We start from the raw sequence: 14,488 nt of genomic DNA on the forward strand, positions 1-14,488 counted from the left end.
CGGGTAGACCACCAGCTTCGCGGCTTACGCCGCTCCTACAAGTTTGGATTCCTGGTAATGCCTCTGCCGAGCATGGCTCGGCACTACATCTGCGACGCCCCTGCCGAGCATGGCTCGGCACTACATTTTGTCCTTCTTGAGGATGATGGTGATGTGGCCGTTGGTCTCCAGCAGTGCTACTTCCACTTCATCCACGTCGTCGCAGCCGGCATCGCGCATCGCCTTGGCGAAGTCGGCCTTGCTCACCAGCTCGCGTTGCAGCACTTTCTGCAGCACGTGGCCGTGCCGGGCCAGCACCACCGGCTCGCCTTCTATCACCCGCTCGACCACCGCGCTGCGGGTGGTGATCCAGCCGACGAAGTAATTCAGCGCGATCAACGTGGCCGCCAGCAGCAAGCCGCCACCCAGCGAGGTGTCCTGCCCCAGCAAGGCGTTCTGCACGGCGTTGCCCAACAGCACCAGCAACAACATGTCGAAGGGCGTGAACTGGCCCAGCGTGCGCTTGCCGGCAACCCGCACCATCACCAGCACCACCACGTAGACGATTACCGCGCGCAGCACGAACTCCCACCAAGGCATGGCCAGCGCAAATAGATCCGACATGACGCCCTCCGCATTCCCAGGCTGCCATCGTCGATCACCACGGATAAAGATGATGCGAGAACGCTGGCGCCAACAACGCGCGCGGCAAGGTTTTGTTTCGCCCAAAAAGAAGCCCCGCCGACCAGGGGGGGGTCGACGGGGCCGGGGAGCGGGCATTTGGGGAGGAATCCCCGCTCCGAGATCTGCTCCAGGGGATGGGAGAGATCCGTGACAGACATTGCGTCTGTCGAGGGCTATATGAGCATCCTCAACCTTGATGGTTCGTGAAGATTCTGTCGTTCTGCCAGAAAGATTAAGGAGAGATTCATAAGGCAAACTGCGCCCGTACTTAATAAATACGATGTAACGCGACGCATTGTTTCATTTACTAATACTTTCTGGTTAAGAAACTGGAAAATCAATGAGCCTGATCCCAATTTTCCCCGATTCCGGTGTCAACCACCAAGGGCACACGCAGGCTCGCCGCAGACGCCATCCGCTGCTCGACTTCGCCACGCAACACGTCGATGAAGTCCGCATCGGCCTCGAATACCAGTTCATCGTGCACCTGCAGGATCATCTTGGCCTTGTCACTGTGCCCCTGCAGCCAACCATCCACGCTGACCATGGCGCGCTTGATGATGTCCGCGGCGGTGCCCTGCATCGGTGCGTTGATCGCGGCGCGTTCGGCGCCGGCGCGCAGGCCCTGGTTGCGGGCGTGGATATCGTTCAGATACAGGCGGCGACCAAACAGGGTTTCCACATAACCCTGCTCACGTGCCTGCACCCGCATTCTCTCCATGAAATCGCGCACCGCCGGATAGCGGCTGAAATACAGCGCCACATAATCCTGTGCCTGGCCGCGGTCGATGCCCAGGTTCTTGGCCAGGCCGAAGGCGCTCATGCCGTACATCAGGCCGAAGTTGATCGCCTTGGCGGCGCGGCGCTCGTTCGGCGTCACTTCTTCCAGCGCGCGCCCAAACACTTCGGCGGCGGTGGCACGGTGCACATCGGCGCCCTGTTCGAACGCGCGCACCAGGCCAGGGTCCTCGGACAGGTGCGCCATGATGCGCAGCTCGATCTGCGAGTAATCGCAGGCCATCAGCTTGCGCCCCGGCGGCGCCACGAAGGCCTGGCGGATGCGGCGGCCATCGTCGGTGCGGATCGGGATGTTCTGCAGATTGGGATCGGATGAGGACAGCCGCCCGGTTGCCGCACCCGACTGGTGGTAGCTGGTATGCACGCGGCCGGTATCGGCGTTGACCATCTCCGGCAGCTTGTCGGTATAGGTGCTGCGCAGCTTGGCCAGGCCGCGGTATTCCAGGATCACCCGTGGCAGTTCGTGCTGCTCGGCAATCGCTTCCAGCGCTTCTTCGTTGGTGCTGGGCTGGCCCTTGGGGGTTTTCACCAGCGCCGGCAAACCCAGCTCATCGAACAACACCGCCTGCAGCTGCTTGGGCGAATCCAGGTTGAAGGTGTGGCCGGCCAGCTCGGTGGCCTTCTGCTGCGCGGCCAGCATGCGCGCGGACAGGTCGCTGCTTTGCCGCTTCAGCTCTGCCATGTCGATGCGCACGCCATTGGCTTCGATGCGTGCGAGCACCGGCACCAGCGGCATTTCGATATCGCGGTACACGCTTTCCAGCGACGGCACGGCGGCCAGCTGCGGGCCCAGCACGCGGTGCAGGCGCAGGGTGATATCCGCATCCTCGGCCGCATAGGCACCGGCTTCATCGATGCCGACCTGGGCGAAGGAGATCTGCTTTGCGCCCTTGCCCGCCACTTCCTCGAACTTGGTGGTGGTGTAGCCGAGGTAGCGCTGCGCCAGCGAGTCCATGTCATGGCGGGTAGCAGTGGAATTGAGCACGAAGCTTTCCAGCATGGTGTCGTCGGCATAGCCCTGCACATCGACGCCATGGCGGCGCAGCACATGGATGTCGTACTTGCCGTGCTGGCCGAGCTTCTTCTTGCTGGCGTCCTGCAACAGCGGACGCAGTGCATCCAGCACCTGCTGCATCGGCAGCTGTGCCGGTGCACCCGGGTAGATATGACCGACCGGGATGTATGCGCCCTTGCCCGGCTCCACCGCCAGGCTGATGCCGACCAGGTTGGCGCGCATCGCGTCCAGTGCATCGGTTTCGGTATCGAAGGCGAACTCATCGGCGGCCTGCAGCCGCTGTACCCAGGCCTGCAATTGTTCAGTGGTGAATACCGTTTCGTATTCACCCTTTACCGCCATGGCTGGATCAAGGCCAACAACCGGTTCGCTGTCGGCCGCCTTGGCATAGCCGGCGGCGGTGCCGCGCAGGCTGGGCTTGCTGTCGCTGGCAACATCCGGTGCGGCCACCCCGCCCAGCTCACGCAGGGCCTGGGTGAAGCCGTAACGCGCATACAGGCCGCGCAGCGATTCCACATCCTGCTCGCGCAGCTGCAGATCGCGCGGGCCCTGCGGCAGCGGCACGTCGGTGCGGATGGTGACCAGCTCACGGTTCAATGGCAACCGCGGCAGCGCAGCGCGCAGGTTCTCGCCGATCTTGCCCTTCATGGCCGGCGCGGCGGCAATCACGCCGTCCAGATCCTTGTACTCGGCCAGCCATTTGGCGGCGGTCTTGGGCCCGCACTTGTCCACGCCCGGCACGTTGTCGACGGTATCGCCCATAAGCGCCAGGTAATCGACGATCTGCCCGGCGTGCACGCCGAACTTGTCCATCACCGCCGCGTCCGAATCGGTACGGCTGCCGGTCATGGTATTGACCAGCACCACGCCCGGGCGCACCAGCTGGGCGAAATCCTTGTCGCCGGTCGAAATGGTCACCTCCAGCCCGTCGGCAGCGGCGGCCAGCGCCAGCGTGCCGATCACGTCATCGGCTTCCACCCCGTCCACACGCAGGATGTCGATGCCCAGTGCCTGCACGATGTCGCACATCGGCTGCACCTGCGAGCGCAGCTCATCGGGCATCGGTGGGCGGTTGGCCTTGTAATCGGCGTACATGTCGTCACGGAAGGTCTTGCCCGGCGCATCGACCACGAAGGCGACGTATTCGGGCTTTTCCTTCAACGTGGAACGCAGCATGTTGACCACGCCGAACAGCGCGCCGGTAGGCTCGCCATTGGCATTGGTCAGGGGCGGGAGTGCGTGGAACGCACGGTACAGGTAACTGGACCCGTCTATCAGGACTAATCTGCTCATGCGCTGATTCTACGCGGCGGGCCGTTGCTGCACGTAGACAGGCATAATCGGGCCATTCCCACCGAAGGAAGCACCACCATGAAATCCTTGCTGCTGATCCCCCTGTTGGCCCTGGCCGGCTGCGCCAGCATGGGCGGCGGTTCACCGCCGGTAGATGTCAAAGGTGCGGATGTCACGCGCAAGGCGATGGACAACGGCGACACCATCGAGGAGTACCGCGTCGGCGGCGCTCTGCGCATGGTCAAGGTGACCCCGTCGCGCGGTGCACCGTTCTACATGTACGACCGCGATGGCGACGGCCGCATGGACAGCGACAAGGACGGCACCAAGCCGGTGTACTGGAAGCTGTATAGCTGGTGATCTTGCCCCCTCCCTTGCGCGAAGCGTAGGGGAGGGCTGGGGAGGGGTGCTTTGGGCAGCCAAGCCTGAAGGCCGGCAAGCCTATTCACCCGGTAAGACAAAGCCCTCGTTCGAGGGCTTTGTTGATTTTGGCTTCTTGTTTCTTTGGGGTCACAGCAAAAAGCACCCCTCCCCAACCCTCCCCTTTGCCTGCGGCAAAAGGGAGGGGGCTCAAAGCCTTAGCGGATCACCAGTACCGGTACCGTGCTGCGGGCCAGCACTTCGGCGGTCTGGCTGCCCAGCAGTACGCGGGTGACGCCCCGGCGGCCATGCGAGGTCATCACCAGCAGGTCGCTGTTGCAGGCCTTGGTGGTGTCGATGATGCCGTCGGCCGCGTAGCGGTCCAGCACGTGATGGGTCTGTACATCGGCCACATTGGCTGCGTGTGCCGCTTCCAGCGCCGGCTGCAGGATCTTCTGCGCGGCTTCCTCTCGGTCTTTCTTGTACTCCGGGCTGGCCTCATAGCCGGCACTCCAGCCCATGGCGTCGTACATGCCCACCGCCCACGGCTCGGAAACGGTGACGATGTCGGCGTGCGCGCCCAGCTGGGCGGCCAGTTCCAGGCCCTTGGCCAACCCCTTGGCGGAAAGCTCCGAACCATCGGTGGCGATCAGGATGCGCTTGTACATGGCAGTTCTCCTTGGTTGAAGGGTGGTGGGGACACCATTGCACACCCGATGTTGCCCCCATGCCTTGCGCAAGATCAAACCGGGCCGATCAACGGCTGACCCATACCTCGCAGTGTGGTCCGCTCACCCGGCGAGCCCCCGCCTTCGCGGCCTGCCCGCGCTCGCCTTGGCTGTCGAAATGCCAACGCGCCAGCACCAACGACACCGACGCCTGCGCAAATACCTGGCCAAATTCGATCTGGATTGGGAGCAGCTGCAGCAACACGCCGCAAACCTGTAGTGCCGAGCCATGCTCGGCAGCTCTCCGCACAGATCATGGGCACCGACAGCTCATCGGCGCCCATGAACCAATCAAATCACCGTCAAATTCGCATACGCCATCACCAGCCACTTGCTGCCGGCGTCGGCGAACTCGACCTGCACGCGCGCGTGTTGGCCGTTGCCTTCGTAGTCGGTAACCATGCCTTCGCCGAACTTCGGGTGATTGACCAATGCGCCGAGCTTGATCGGCGGTGCCTCGATGTTGGCGTGGCCACCCATCAACCGGCTTGCACCGAGCGAGGCCGGGCGCGAGACCTGTACCTTGGGGCGGACTTCATTGAGCAGCTCGCGCGGGATCTCGCGCAGGAAGCGCGACGGCAGGCTGTAGTTGTCCTGGCCGTGGATGCGACGCGATTCGGCATAGCCCAGCACCAGTTTCTGGCGCGCGCGGGTGATGCCGACGTAAGCCAGGCGACGCTCTTCTTCCAGGCGCCCACTTTCTTCCAGCGAACGTGCACTGGGGAACAGGCCTTCTTCCATGCCGGCCAGGAACACCAGCGGGAATTCCAGGCCCTTGGCCGAGTGCAGCGTCATCAACTGCACGCCTTCTTCGCCAGCCTGCGCCTGGCCTTCACCGGCTTCCAGCGAGGCATAGGACAGGAAGGCGACCAGCTCGCTCATGTCCTCGGCACCTTCTTCGATATCGTCTTCGCGGCGCACGAAACGCGAGGCCACCGAGATCAATTCGTCAAGGTTGTCGGTGCGCGATTCCGAATCCAGCGCGTTGCGGCTTTCCTTGCCCCAATGCTCACGCAGCGCCGAGCGCGACAACACGTGATCGATACGCTCGGACAGATCCATCTCGCCGGTTTCGGCGGTGATCTGCTGCACCAGGTTGATGAAGCCAGCCAAGGCATTCTTCGCACGCGAGGTCAGATCCGTGCCCTGCGTGGCCAGCATCGCCGCTTCCCACAGCGGCAAGGCCTGCTGCCGGGCGATACGCCGCACTTCGTCCAGCGTACGCTCACCGATGCCACGCGTTGGCGTATTCACCGCACGCTCGAACGCCGCGTCATCGTTGCGGTTGGTCATCAAGCGCAGGTAGGCCAGCGCGTCCTTGATTTCAGCACGCTCGAAGAAGCGCATGCCGCCATACACGCGGTACGGCACCTGCTCGCTGAGCAGCGCTTCTTCGAAGGCGCGCGACTGTGCGTTGCTGCGGTAGAGCACGGCGACATCGCCGTAGCTGCCACCATCACGCACCCACTGCCGCGCACGCTCGACCAGATAACGCGCCTCGTCCATTTCGTTGTAGGCGGCGAACAGATCGATCGGGTCGCCGTCCCCGCTATCGGTCCACAACTCCTTGCCGATGCGATCCGGATTGTGCGCGATCACCGCATTGGCGGCGCCGAGGATGTTGGCGGTAGAGCGATAGTTCTGCTCCAGGCGGATGGTCTGCGCGCCCGGGAAATCCTTGAGGAAGCGCTGCACGTTCTCGACCTTGGCACCACGCCAGCCATAGATAGCCTGGTCATCGTCACCAACCACAAATACATGCGCGCTGTCGCCGGCCAGCACGCGCACGAAGGCGTACTGGATGGCGTTGGTGTCCTGGAACTCGTCGACCAGAATCTCGCGGAAGCGGGCGCGGTAATGCGCCAGCAGCGCCGGGTTGTCGCGCAGCAGTTCGTGCGCGCGCAGCAGCAGCTCGGCGAAGTCGACCAGGCCCGCCCGATCACAGCGCTCCTGGTAGGCCGCATAGGCCTGGCGCAGGGTTTCGCCCCACTGGTCATGCGGCTCAGGCTGGATGTGCTGCGGGCGGCGGCCTTCATCCTTCTGCGTATTGATCCACCACATCACCTGCTTGGGCGGGTACTTGCTGTCGTCCAGCTCCAGCTGCTGCACCACACGCTTGATCATGCGCAGTTGGTCGTCCGAATCCATCACCTGGAAGGCCTCGGGCAGCTTGGCATCGGCCCAGTGCAGACGCAGCAGGCGGTGGGCCAGGCCGTGGAAGGTACCGATCCACATGCCACGGCTGCCGCGGCTCAGCTGCAGGTCGATGCGGTGGCGCATTTCGCCAGCCGCCTTGTTGGTGAAGGTGACAGCGAAAATGCCGTGCGCAGGCACACCGCAGACCTCGGTGAGCCAGGCAATGCGATGGATAAGCACGCGCGTCTTGCCGGAACCGGCGCCGGCAAGGATCAGGTGGTGACCAAGAGGCGCGGAAACGGCCTCGCGCTGGGCTGCGTTCAGCCCGTCGAGCAAGTGGGAAACATCCATGCCGCCATTTTACGGGATGCAGCGCAACGGTTCCTGTAGTGCCGAGCCATGCTCGGCAGGAGACTTGCCAAAGACCGCATCTGTAGTGCCGAGCCATGCTCGGCAGGGGACTTGCCGAAGACCGCCCTGTAGTGCCGAGCCATGCTCGGCAGGAGCTTTACCGGGAACGCCTCTGCCGAGCATGGCTCGGCACTACCTGCGCCTGCTTGGAAGGCCTCTGCCGAGCACTTGGGCTTGCTTGGAGGGCCTCTGCCGAGCATGGCTCGGCACTACAAGGCTTGTTTTGCCGCAGCCGCGGCCTGCCCACGCAATTCAGGAATGGCCAGGCTTTCCCACAGGCTGCCGATACGCAGGCTGCCCAGCACCTGGATGCGTGATTCCACCCGGCCTTCGGCATCGATCAAGCTGCCGTCCGCCGCGGTATCCAGACCAATCCCATGTGGCCCGGCACGGCCCACGCCGCTGCCCAGCACCTGCTGCAACAGCGGATTGCGCATTGCCTGCGCGCGCATTTCCACGCCGGTGGCGTTGACCACGCATTGCACCTCCAGCTGCAGCGGCCGGCGCTGGCGGTCCTGTGCACCCAGACAGACGCAGGCGCCCTCGGCGACCGCGGTTTCCAGGCGGCCACGGTGCAGCTGCAGGCGGCCGGACTGCTGCAGCTCCAGCAGCTGTGCGTGCACAGGCGCGGCAATGCGGTGCCGGTGCACATCCCAATAGCGCACCACATGCCGCAGGAAGCGGCGCTGATCGTCCCCCGACAGGGTCTGCCACAGCCGCTGGCCCAGCGGACGGATCCGCTCCATCACGCTCTGCCAGGGAATATCGCGTGCTGCCGCCTCGGCCGCATGGGCACGCAGCGCGTGCATCCGCTGGCGTAGATTCATCGCCAGCAGCGGCTCGGGATCGTAATCGGCCGCCGCGCCCTTTGCATGCGGCAAGGGCAGCAACGCATGCCGCGACAAGACGTGGACGCGGCCGCGATGGCCGTTGGCCTGCAGGGTCGCGACGGCGTCGGTCATGCTCAGGCCGGAGCCGATAATTGCCACATCCGCCGTGCCGGCAATGCCGCCCAGCGCCGGGTAATCCCAGGCTTCCACGCGCAGGCTGGCAGGCAGACTGCCAGCGCCGCGTGCAGGCAACGGCCGCAGGGCATTGCCCACCGCCAGAATCACCCGCCCGGCCTGCACTGAACTGCCGGTATCAAGGGTCAGCAGCACGCCGGCGTCATTGGGCTGCAATGCCTGCACCCGCACCGCCAGGATTTCCAGCTGCGCCGGACTGGTATCCAGCGCCTGCTGCAGACGCAAGCGCAGGTAGTCGGCGTAATGGCGGCGCGGCACGAACTGCGAGGCCAGCTGTTCACGCGACAAGGCGGGAAAGGCCTGTACGTCACACAGATAGTCGAGGAAGTCCTCGGGTTGTTCAGGGAAGCCGCTCATCTTGGCGGCCGGCACGTTCAGCACGTGCTCCTCGCGGGTGGTGGCGTAGGCCACGCCACGCGCCAGCGGCAGGTTCGGCTCGATCACCAGCAAACGCAGTGGTTGGCTTGCGCCACGCAGTACACCGATGGCGGCAAGTACGCCGGCGGCGCCACCGCCAATGATGGCCAGATCACACAATGCAGGGGTATCGATAACACTCATCCGCCCGATTGTAGGCGATGCAGTACCCGCGCCTGATGCTGCCAGTGCATGTATTCATGCAGGCAGGGCGGGAACTTTTTCATGCCACTGAAACACAAAACCCGCCTTTCGGCGGGTTCTGCTTGGAACGGCGCTCAAACAACCCCGAAGGATTACTTGATCTTGCCTTCCTTGTACATCACGTGCTTGCGAACAACCGGATCGTACTTGAGGAATTCCATCTTCCCCGGGGTGTTCTTCTTGTTCTTGTCGGTCGTATAGAAGTGGCCAGTACCGGCCGAGGAAATCATACGGACCTTATCGCGCTTGCCTGCCATGATCGTCTACTCCTCAGACCTTTTCGCCGCGCGCACGCAGCTCAGCCAGAACGGAATCGATGCCGTTCTTGTCGATGGTGCGCAGTGCATGCGCGGAAACACGAAGCTTGATCCAGCGGTTTTCGCTGGCAACCCAGAAACGGCGCTCGTGCAGGTTGGGCAGGAAACGACGACGGGTCTTGTTGTTGGCGTGCGAGACGTTGTTACCCGTCTGCACTCGCTTGCCGGAAACTTGGCATACGCGGGACATTGCGCACCTCGGTAATGTTGATGACTTCCTTAGCCAGGAAGACGGCGGCCCCGGCGGTTACCCGCCACGCGTCATGGGATTCAAAAGGTTACGCCGACGAGGATGGCCAGATGACGTGTTCCCGGCCACCGATCCGGAGAATTCCGGACACAGCGAGCCGCGTATTATGCCCGCCAGCCCCCATCAGCGCAAGCCAAGCCCCAGCATTGGCTCAATCGGGGGCAAAAGACAGCTCGCGACGCCAGCGCAGCGGTCTGGCCGCCCTGCCCGGGTCGGGCGGAAACAGGGTCAGGTAGCCTGCGGCGATGGCCCGTTCACGCAGGCGCTCACCCACCCCTTCGGCCACTTCCACCTCGACCTGGGTGACCCTGCCCTGCGGGTCCACGTCCACCGCCCAGACCAACCGGCCGGACCATTGCTCCGGCGGGATGCTTGCATCGTAATTTGGCCGCCCCACCACATAGGGCTCAGAACGCAGCTGGTAGCGGGGTGAATCCTGCAACCGGTGATCGACGCGCAGGCTTGCATCCTTGCTGCGGCCATCGCCAAGCCTCGCCCGCACCGTCCAGTCTCCCGCCACCCCATCACGACCCAGGTCGGCGGGATAACACTGCTTGGTACCCACATAATCGGGATGCTGCTGCAACGACATCCGTGCCCCGCGCGCATCCAGAACCTCCAACTGCAGCCCACCTACGTCGGCCGCTTTCGCATTGGCAGCCACGCAGATCCGGTGGTCATGCCCGGCCTCTGTGACGAACTGCCTCACCTGCTGCCTGGCCAGCGCTCCCGCTGGCGGCTTGGACCAGAGGAACTCGATGTAGATGCTGGAATCCTCGGCGTGAGCATTGATCGCCAACATGCCTGACAACACACCGAACAGCCTCAGCACCGTCACGTCCATGGTTTCACTCCGATTCCCTTGCGCCCGGCCAACTCTAGAAGCCACCAACACCTAGGGCAAGTGCACGACAACGCAACAAAACGTCACCGCACCGCCCCATGTCGCCCGGGCAAGCGCAGCGCACCGGTGGCGATTCACGCACAATCACACACGCCAACCGTTGCCTGCCGCCCGGATATGCTCACCCGGAAGCCAACACCCGTTACGCCCATGGAGGCCAACCATGAAACTGCTGGCCCTGACCTATGGCACCGAAGGCGATACACGACCGCTGTCCATGTTGTGCCGCGGCCTGATCGATGCCGGCCACGAGGTCATCCTGCTGGCCTATGCCGGCACCCTCGGCAGCGCACAGGCACTGGGCGTACCCCACCAGGGACTGGAGGGCGACATCCAATCGGAAGTGACGGCCCTGGTAGCCAGTGGCAATGGCATACGCGCTGCAAGCAGCGGCTTGGCCGGTATCGCCATGCGCCATACCGCCAGTTGGATGCGCCAGGCCAACAACGCCGCCGAAGGTTGCGACGCCGTCCTCAGTGGCGGGCTGGCGGCCTTCATCGGCATGAGCGTGGCCGAGCATCGGCAGCTGCCACTGATCGGTACGGGCATGATTCCAATCACTCCCACACGCGCCTTTGCCTCATCCTTCCTACCGCCGAACCACGTGCCGAGCCTGCTCAACCGGCTGAGCTACCACCTGGTGAACCAACTGATCTGGCGCCAGTTCCGGCGACCGATCAACCAGGCACGCACACAAGTACTCGGCATGCCACCACGGCACTCCCTATGGCGCGATGTGCCCATGCTGTATGGCATATCACCCTGCCTGCTGCCCGCCATTACCGACTGGCCAAGCAACCACCATGTCTGCGGCCAATGGCGCGCCCAAGATGCGCAGACATGGTCACCTTCACCAGCGCTACAGGCGTTTCTCGATGCGGGTGAGCGGCCGGTTTACCTGGGCTTCGGCAGCATGATGGGCTTCGACCGCGAGGTGGTGCTGGCGGGTTTGCTGAAGATGCTGGACGGACGCCGCGTGCTGCTGTTTCCGGGATGGGCAGGATTGCCCAAGCAGCCATTGCCTGCCAATGTCCATGTGATCGGCAACACCCCGCACGAGGCGCTATTTCCGCGTACTTCGCTGGTCATCCACCACGGCGGTAGTGGCACCACCCATTCGGCCTGCTGTGCCGGCGTTCCATCATTGGTGATGCCATTTGCGGCCGATCAGTTCTTCTGGGCCGATCGGCTGCAGAAACTGGGGGTGGCACCGGCCGCGCTGTCTGCAAAGCGCCTGCAGCATGGGGAACTCGTTGCCGCCTTGGCGTTTGCCGAGCAAGCACAGACCCGCGCACGTGCTGCCGCATTGGGCAGACAAATGATGAGTGAGGATGGCGTAATCAACGCGGTGCGGCACATCGAGACACTACTGCGTCACTGAGCGCACAGCCGAGTGCGGTACAGGTTTTTCAACCCACCCCAACGATGAGGCCCCGCCAAAAAGCGATGAGGTTGAATACCCACAGTTGGTGGAGCGCGCACTGCTACGGGGCGTGACGCGCTCTGTGCCCACAGTACGGCTAACGCAATGGCCGCCCATGGCGGCCGTCATCATTTCCCCATGGCGGTTGTGGCGCCGCTCCGCTGCCCTTGCGGCACCAGAACGGTACGCTGCACTCCCGAAATGGTTGCCGGCATGCGACGCCTATCTGTAATTAGGCCAGTACCGCCCGACGCGGGCGGGTTGCGGGGGTGATACCCGAGCCAATCGGCTCACCCGATGCCGGCACCGCACGCTCCCTGCCCCACGCGCGGATACCTTCGATCTGCTCCGGTGCAGTTCGGGAAAGCGGCACCACGTTCTGGAAGCTGCGGCGGAATAATTCGTCATTAACCACACCGTCGCCGCGCAGATAGGCTTCCTTGACCACTTCGCGTACCGCTGACTCCAGATCAGAGCCTGCAAATCCATCGGACATCTCCACCAATTCGTCCAGCAAGGCTTCCTCCAGGACTCCTTCCTGCAAGCCCCTGCGTGCATAGATGCCAATGATGTCGCGGCGCTCCTCGGCAGTGGGCAGATCCACGAAGAACAACTCGTCGAAGCGTCCTCGGCGCAACAGCTCAGGCGGCAACCGCGATACGTCATTCGCCGTCGCCACCACGAACACACGGGTACGTGCTTCCTGCAACCAGTAGAGGAATTGCCCTACCAGGCGGGTGGACGTGCCGCCATCGCCATTGCCGCCCGCGCCTGCCAAACCCTTCTCAATCTCATCGATCCACAGCACGCAAGGCGCGACGTGATCAGCAGTGGCGAGCGCCTCCTTCAGCCGGCCTTCGCTCTGCCCCAGGTACTGCCCATGGATGGTCGACAGATCCAAGCGGTACAAAGGCAGCTGCCAGTCATGCGCAATGGCCTTGGCCGACAGGGATTTGCCGCAGCCCGGCACCCCAACCAACAGCACGCCGCGTGGCGGCCGAATACCACGTTCACGCAGATCCGCCGTCAGCAACGGCCTCTCGCGCTGCAACCAGGCCTTGAGCCCGCCCAGACCACCAACGGTCATCTCCGCACTACGCACCGAGACCCGCTCAATGCCACTGATGTCGGCGAAAATCCGGTCTTTGGCCGACATCAGCTCAACCATATCAGCCTTGCTGATGCGCCCGTTCACCAGCAACGTGGCAATGATGTTCTCCGCCTCCAGCCGCGACACACCGGCAAGTATCGCCGCTGCACGGGCCACGTCCTGGTCATCCCACTCAATGACGAACTGCCCCCGATAGGGGTCGATCTGCTCCCGGATGATCGCCGCCATCTCGTCTTCATTCGGTGCCGACAACTGCGCAGACATGCCCAGCCGCTGCAACTGCCCGAATATCGGCTTGCTGGTAACAACCACCAGGGAACCACCATGGTCGGCGGCCAGCATCACCACATCGATCAACTGCCTTGAAGAGGCAGTGTCATCCTCCATGTCCGACACTTCGGTCAAAACGAAGCTCAGGTTCTGCCGCTGAGCCATCTGCTGGCTTGCGAAATCCACCGCGCCGATGACCGAGCGGTCCTCATTGACCACCCGCCCGGTCGCCAGCTCGCGGGTGCCCTGCGAAAGCGTATGCACGTAGAACGGAGCACTCAGGTTGCCGGCCACCTCGCGCAGGATATCCAGCACGCGCGCCCGCTCGGTGCTGCGGATCGAGATGAAGGGAACCCGCGCCTTCAGGTAGCGGGTCAATGTTGCTTTGAACTCAACTGCGTCTGTCATTTTCAAACCAGGAAAGAGCGCCGTCGCGACGGCGTTGGCAAAGGTGTCGCATCACTCGCAGATGCGCCGGTGGCCGCCGGCGCAACCATGGTGCTCGAATGGAAATGCCGCAGGTCATGGTGACGCAGCGTTCTGAGCAATGCCTCGGCATTCTGCCTGCGGGCGCTGTCCTCCAGTGACTGCTGCATCCGCTGGGCAACCTTTTCGAGCAGCTCCAACAGATGCTTGCGCAGTACGTCCGGCAACGCTGGCACGCATGCCAGCCTATGAAGCAACCCAAGGTGACGACGCGCATCCAGAAGCGCACGCACCACCTCGACCTCATCCCGGCTGTAGCTGAAGCTGCGATCCAGCCGCACAGACAACGCCTGCACCCTCAAATCGAGCACGGCATGAATGCGCTCACTGAACAACGTGGCGACGCCTGGCGTCCAGTCAAGCTGGCCTTGCGCCATCGACAGCAATACGGCGTCATCGTCATTGCCTTGCGCAAACCGCTCCAAGGCAATGCTCCAGTCGGCATAGGTGCGCGGAGACAAAACCGACATCACACCACTCAGCGCCGGCGACGGACAAAGCCGTTGGCGGGCAGCAGGTCCCAGCCAGGCAATGCACCCGCAAGCGCGTCCATAACCGGCGCGGCAGTTTGCACTGCGGCGACAGGGGCAGGCTCTGACTTCGGCAGGGACGAGGCCGCCCCCTCCAGTGGCAGCGGCGGTGGCAAGGTGCCATCAAGCAATTGACGTGTCATTTGG

The 14,488-nt window shown here is 63.5% G+C and carries 14 protein-coding genes; 2 read left to right on the top strand and 12 right to left on the bottom strand.

The window, feature by feature from the left end:
* Window positions 1–120 precede the first annotated feature (120 nt).
* Window positions 121–603, bottom strand: coding sequence for a DUF421 domain-containing protein (locus tag ACVOKO_RS13920; protein ID WP_346499500.1), 483 nt, complete (start codon window positions 601–603; stop codon window positions 121–123).
* A 397-nt stretch (window positions 604–1,000) separates the two neighbouring features.
* The gene (gene polA, locus ACVOKO_RS13925; protein WP_346499501.1) at window positions 1,001–3,769 is read right to left on the bottom strand and encodes a DNA polymerase I; all 2,769 of its coding nucleotides are present in this window, start codon (window positions 3,767–3,769) and stop codon (window positions 1,001–1,003) included.
* Window positions 3,770–3,847: 78 nt separating this feature from the next.
* Between polA and ACVOKO_RS13930 the strand changes: the two genes are divergently transcribed.
* Window positions 3,848–4,129 (top strand): DUF2782 domain-containing protein, encoded by a 282-nt coding sequence (locus ACVOKO_RS13930; RefSeq protein WP_346499502.1) that lies wholly within the window; start codon window positions 3,848–3,850, stop codon window positions 4,127–4,129.
* A gap of 218 nt (window positions 4,130–4,347) precedes the next feature.
* On the opposite strand, the gene ACVOKO_RS13935 is transcribed toward ACVOKO_RS13930, so the two are convergent.
* The 7 genes from ACVOKO_RS13935 to ACVOKO_RS13965 all read right to left on the bottom strand — a co-directional run bounded on the left by ACVOKO_RS13935 (window position 4,348) and on the right by ACVOKO_RS13965 (window position 10,461).
* Entirely contained in the window at window positions 4,348–4,797 is a 450-nt protein-coding gene (locus tag ACVOKO_RS13935; protein WP_346499503.1) for a universal stress protein, read from the bottom strand.
* Window positions 4,798–4,885: 88 nt separating this feature from the next.
* Entirely contained in the window at window positions 4,886–5,062 is a 177-nt protein-coding gene (locus tag ACVOKO_RS13940; RefSeq protein ID WP_346499504.1) for a hypothetical protein, read from the bottom strand.
* Between the two features lie 86 nt (window positions 5,063–5,148).
* The gene (gene uvrD, locus ACVOKO_RS13945; protein WP_346499505.1) at window positions 5,149–7,344 is read right to left on the bottom strand and encodes a DNA helicase II; all 2,196 of its coding nucleotides are present in this window, start codon (window positions 7,342–7,344) and stop codon (window positions 5,149–5,151) included.
* Between the two features lie 269 nt (window positions 7,345–7,613).
* A complete protein-coding gene (locus ACVOKO_RS13950; RefSeq protein WP_346499506.1) occupies window positions 7,614–8,990 on the bottom strand; it encodes an FAD/NAD(P)-binding protein in 1,377 nt (458 codons plus the stop codon).
* Window positions 8,991–9,142: 152 nt separating this feature from the next.
* On the bottom strand, window positions 9,143–9,310 hold the full coding sequence (gene rpmG / locus ACVOKO_RS13955; protein WP_172675037.1) for a 50S ribosomal protein L33: 168 nt from the start codon (window positions 9,308–9,310) through the stop codon (window positions 9,143–9,145).
* 10 nt (window positions 9,311–9,320) lie between these two features.
* The gene (rpmB, locus tag ACVOKO_RS13960) at window positions 9,321–9,557 is read right to left on the bottom strand and encodes a 50S ribosomal protein L28 (RefSeq protein ID WP_057630274.1); all 237 of its coding nucleotides are present in this window, start codon (window positions 9,555–9,557) and stop codon (window positions 9,321–9,323) included.
* 211 nt (window positions 9,558–9,768) lie between these two features.
* Complete coding sequence (locus ACVOKO_RS13965) at window positions 9,769–10,461, bottom strand: hypothetical protein (RefSeq protein ID WP_346499507.1); 693 nt, start codon at window positions 10,459–10,461, stop codon at window positions 9,769–9,771.
* A 223-nt stretch (window positions 10,462–10,684) separates the two neighbouring features.
* On the opposite strand from ACVOKO_RS13965, the gene ACVOKO_RS13970 reads away from it, so the two are divergent.
* Complete coding sequence (locus ACVOKO_RS13970; protein ID WP_346499508.1) at window positions 10,685–11,902, top strand: glycosyltransferase; 1,218 nt, start codon at window positions 10,685–10,687, stop codon at window positions 11,900–11,902.
* Between the two features lie 274 nt (window positions 11,903–12,176).
* On the opposite strand, the gene ACVOKO_RS13975 is transcribed toward ACVOKO_RS13970, so the two are convergent.
* The 3 genes from ACVOKO_RS13975 to ACVOKO_RS13985 are packed head-to-tail and all read right to left on the bottom strand — an operon-like array spanning window position 12,177 to window position 14,484.
* Window positions 12,177–13,733, bottom strand: coding sequence for an AAA family ATPase (locus ACVOKO_RS13975; RefSeq protein WP_346499509.1), 1,557 nt, complete (start codon window positions 13,731–13,733; stop codon window positions 12,177–12,179).
* A 2-nt stretch (window positions 13,734–13,735) separates the two neighbouring features.
* A complete protein-coding gene (locus ACVOKO_RS13980; protein WP_346499510.1) occupies window positions 13,736–14,281 on the bottom strand; it encodes a hypothetical protein in 546 nt (181 codons plus the stop codon).
* Window positions 14,282–14,289: 8 nt separating this feature from the next.
* Window positions 14,290–14,484, bottom strand: a complete 195-nt coding sequence (locus ACVOKO_RS13985) for a hypothetical protein (protein ID WP_346499511.1) — start codon at window positions 14,482–14,484, stop codon at window positions 14,290–14,292.
* Between the last annotated feature and the right edge of the window lie 4 nt (window positions 14,485–14,488).

The organism is Stenotrophomonas sp. STEN240 (assembly GCF_056756175.1).

What these genes read in the sequence shown, in the direction of transcription:
- ACVOKO_RS13920 (WP_346499500.1), bottom strand. Translation starts at nt 603, where the DNA reads ATGTCGGATCTATTTGCGCTGGCCATGCCTTGGTGGGAGTTCGTGCTG.
- polA (WP_346499501.1), bottom strand. Translation starts at nt 3,769, where the DNA reads ATGAGCAGATTAGTCCTGATAGACGGGTCCAGTTACCTGTACCGTGCG.
- ACVOKO_RS13930 (WP_346499502.1), top strand. Translation starts at nt 3,848, where the DNA reads ATGAAATCCTTGCTGCTGATCCCCCTGTTGGCCCTGGCCGGCTGCGCC.
- ACVOKO_RS13935 (WP_346499503.1), bottom strand. Translation starts at nt 4,797, where the DNA reads ATGTACAAGCGCATCCTGATCGCCACCGATGGTTCGGAGCTTTCCGCC.
- uvrD (WP_346499505.1), bottom strand. Translation starts at nt 7,344, where the DNA reads ATGGATGTTTCCCACTTGCTCGACGGGCTGAACGCAGCCCAGCGCGAG.
- ACVOKO_RS13950 (WP_346499506.1), bottom strand. Translation starts at nt 8,990, where the DNA reads ATGAGTGTTATCGATACCCCTGCATTGTGTGATCTGGCCATCATTGGC.
- rpmB (WP_057630274.1), bottom strand. Translation starts at nt 9,557, where the DNA reads ATGTCCCGCGTATGCCAAGTTTCCGGCAAGCGAGTGCAGACGGGTAAC.
- ACVOKO_RS13965 (WP_346499507.1), bottom strand. Translation starts at nt 10,461, where the DNA reads ATGGACGTGACGGTGCTGAGGCTGTTCGGTGTGTTGTCAGGCATGTTG.
- ACVOKO_RS13970 (WP_346499508.1), top strand. Translation starts at nt 10,685, where the DNA reads ATGAAACTGCTGGCCCTGACCTATGGCACCGAAGGCGATACACGACCG.
- ACVOKO_RS13975 (WP_346499509.1), bottom strand. Translation starts at nt 13,733, where the DNA reads ATGACAGACGCAGTTGAGTTCAAAGCAACATTGACCCGCTACCTGAAG.
- ACVOKO_RS13980 (WP_346499510.1), bottom strand. Translation starts at nt 14,281, where the DNA reads ATGTCGGTTTTGTCTCCGCGCACCTATGCCGACTGGAGCATTGCCTTG.
- ACVOKO_RS13985 (WP_346499511.1), bottom strand. Translation starts at nt 14,484, where the DNA reads ATGACACGTCAATTGCTTGATGGCACCTTGCCACCGCCGCTGCCACTG.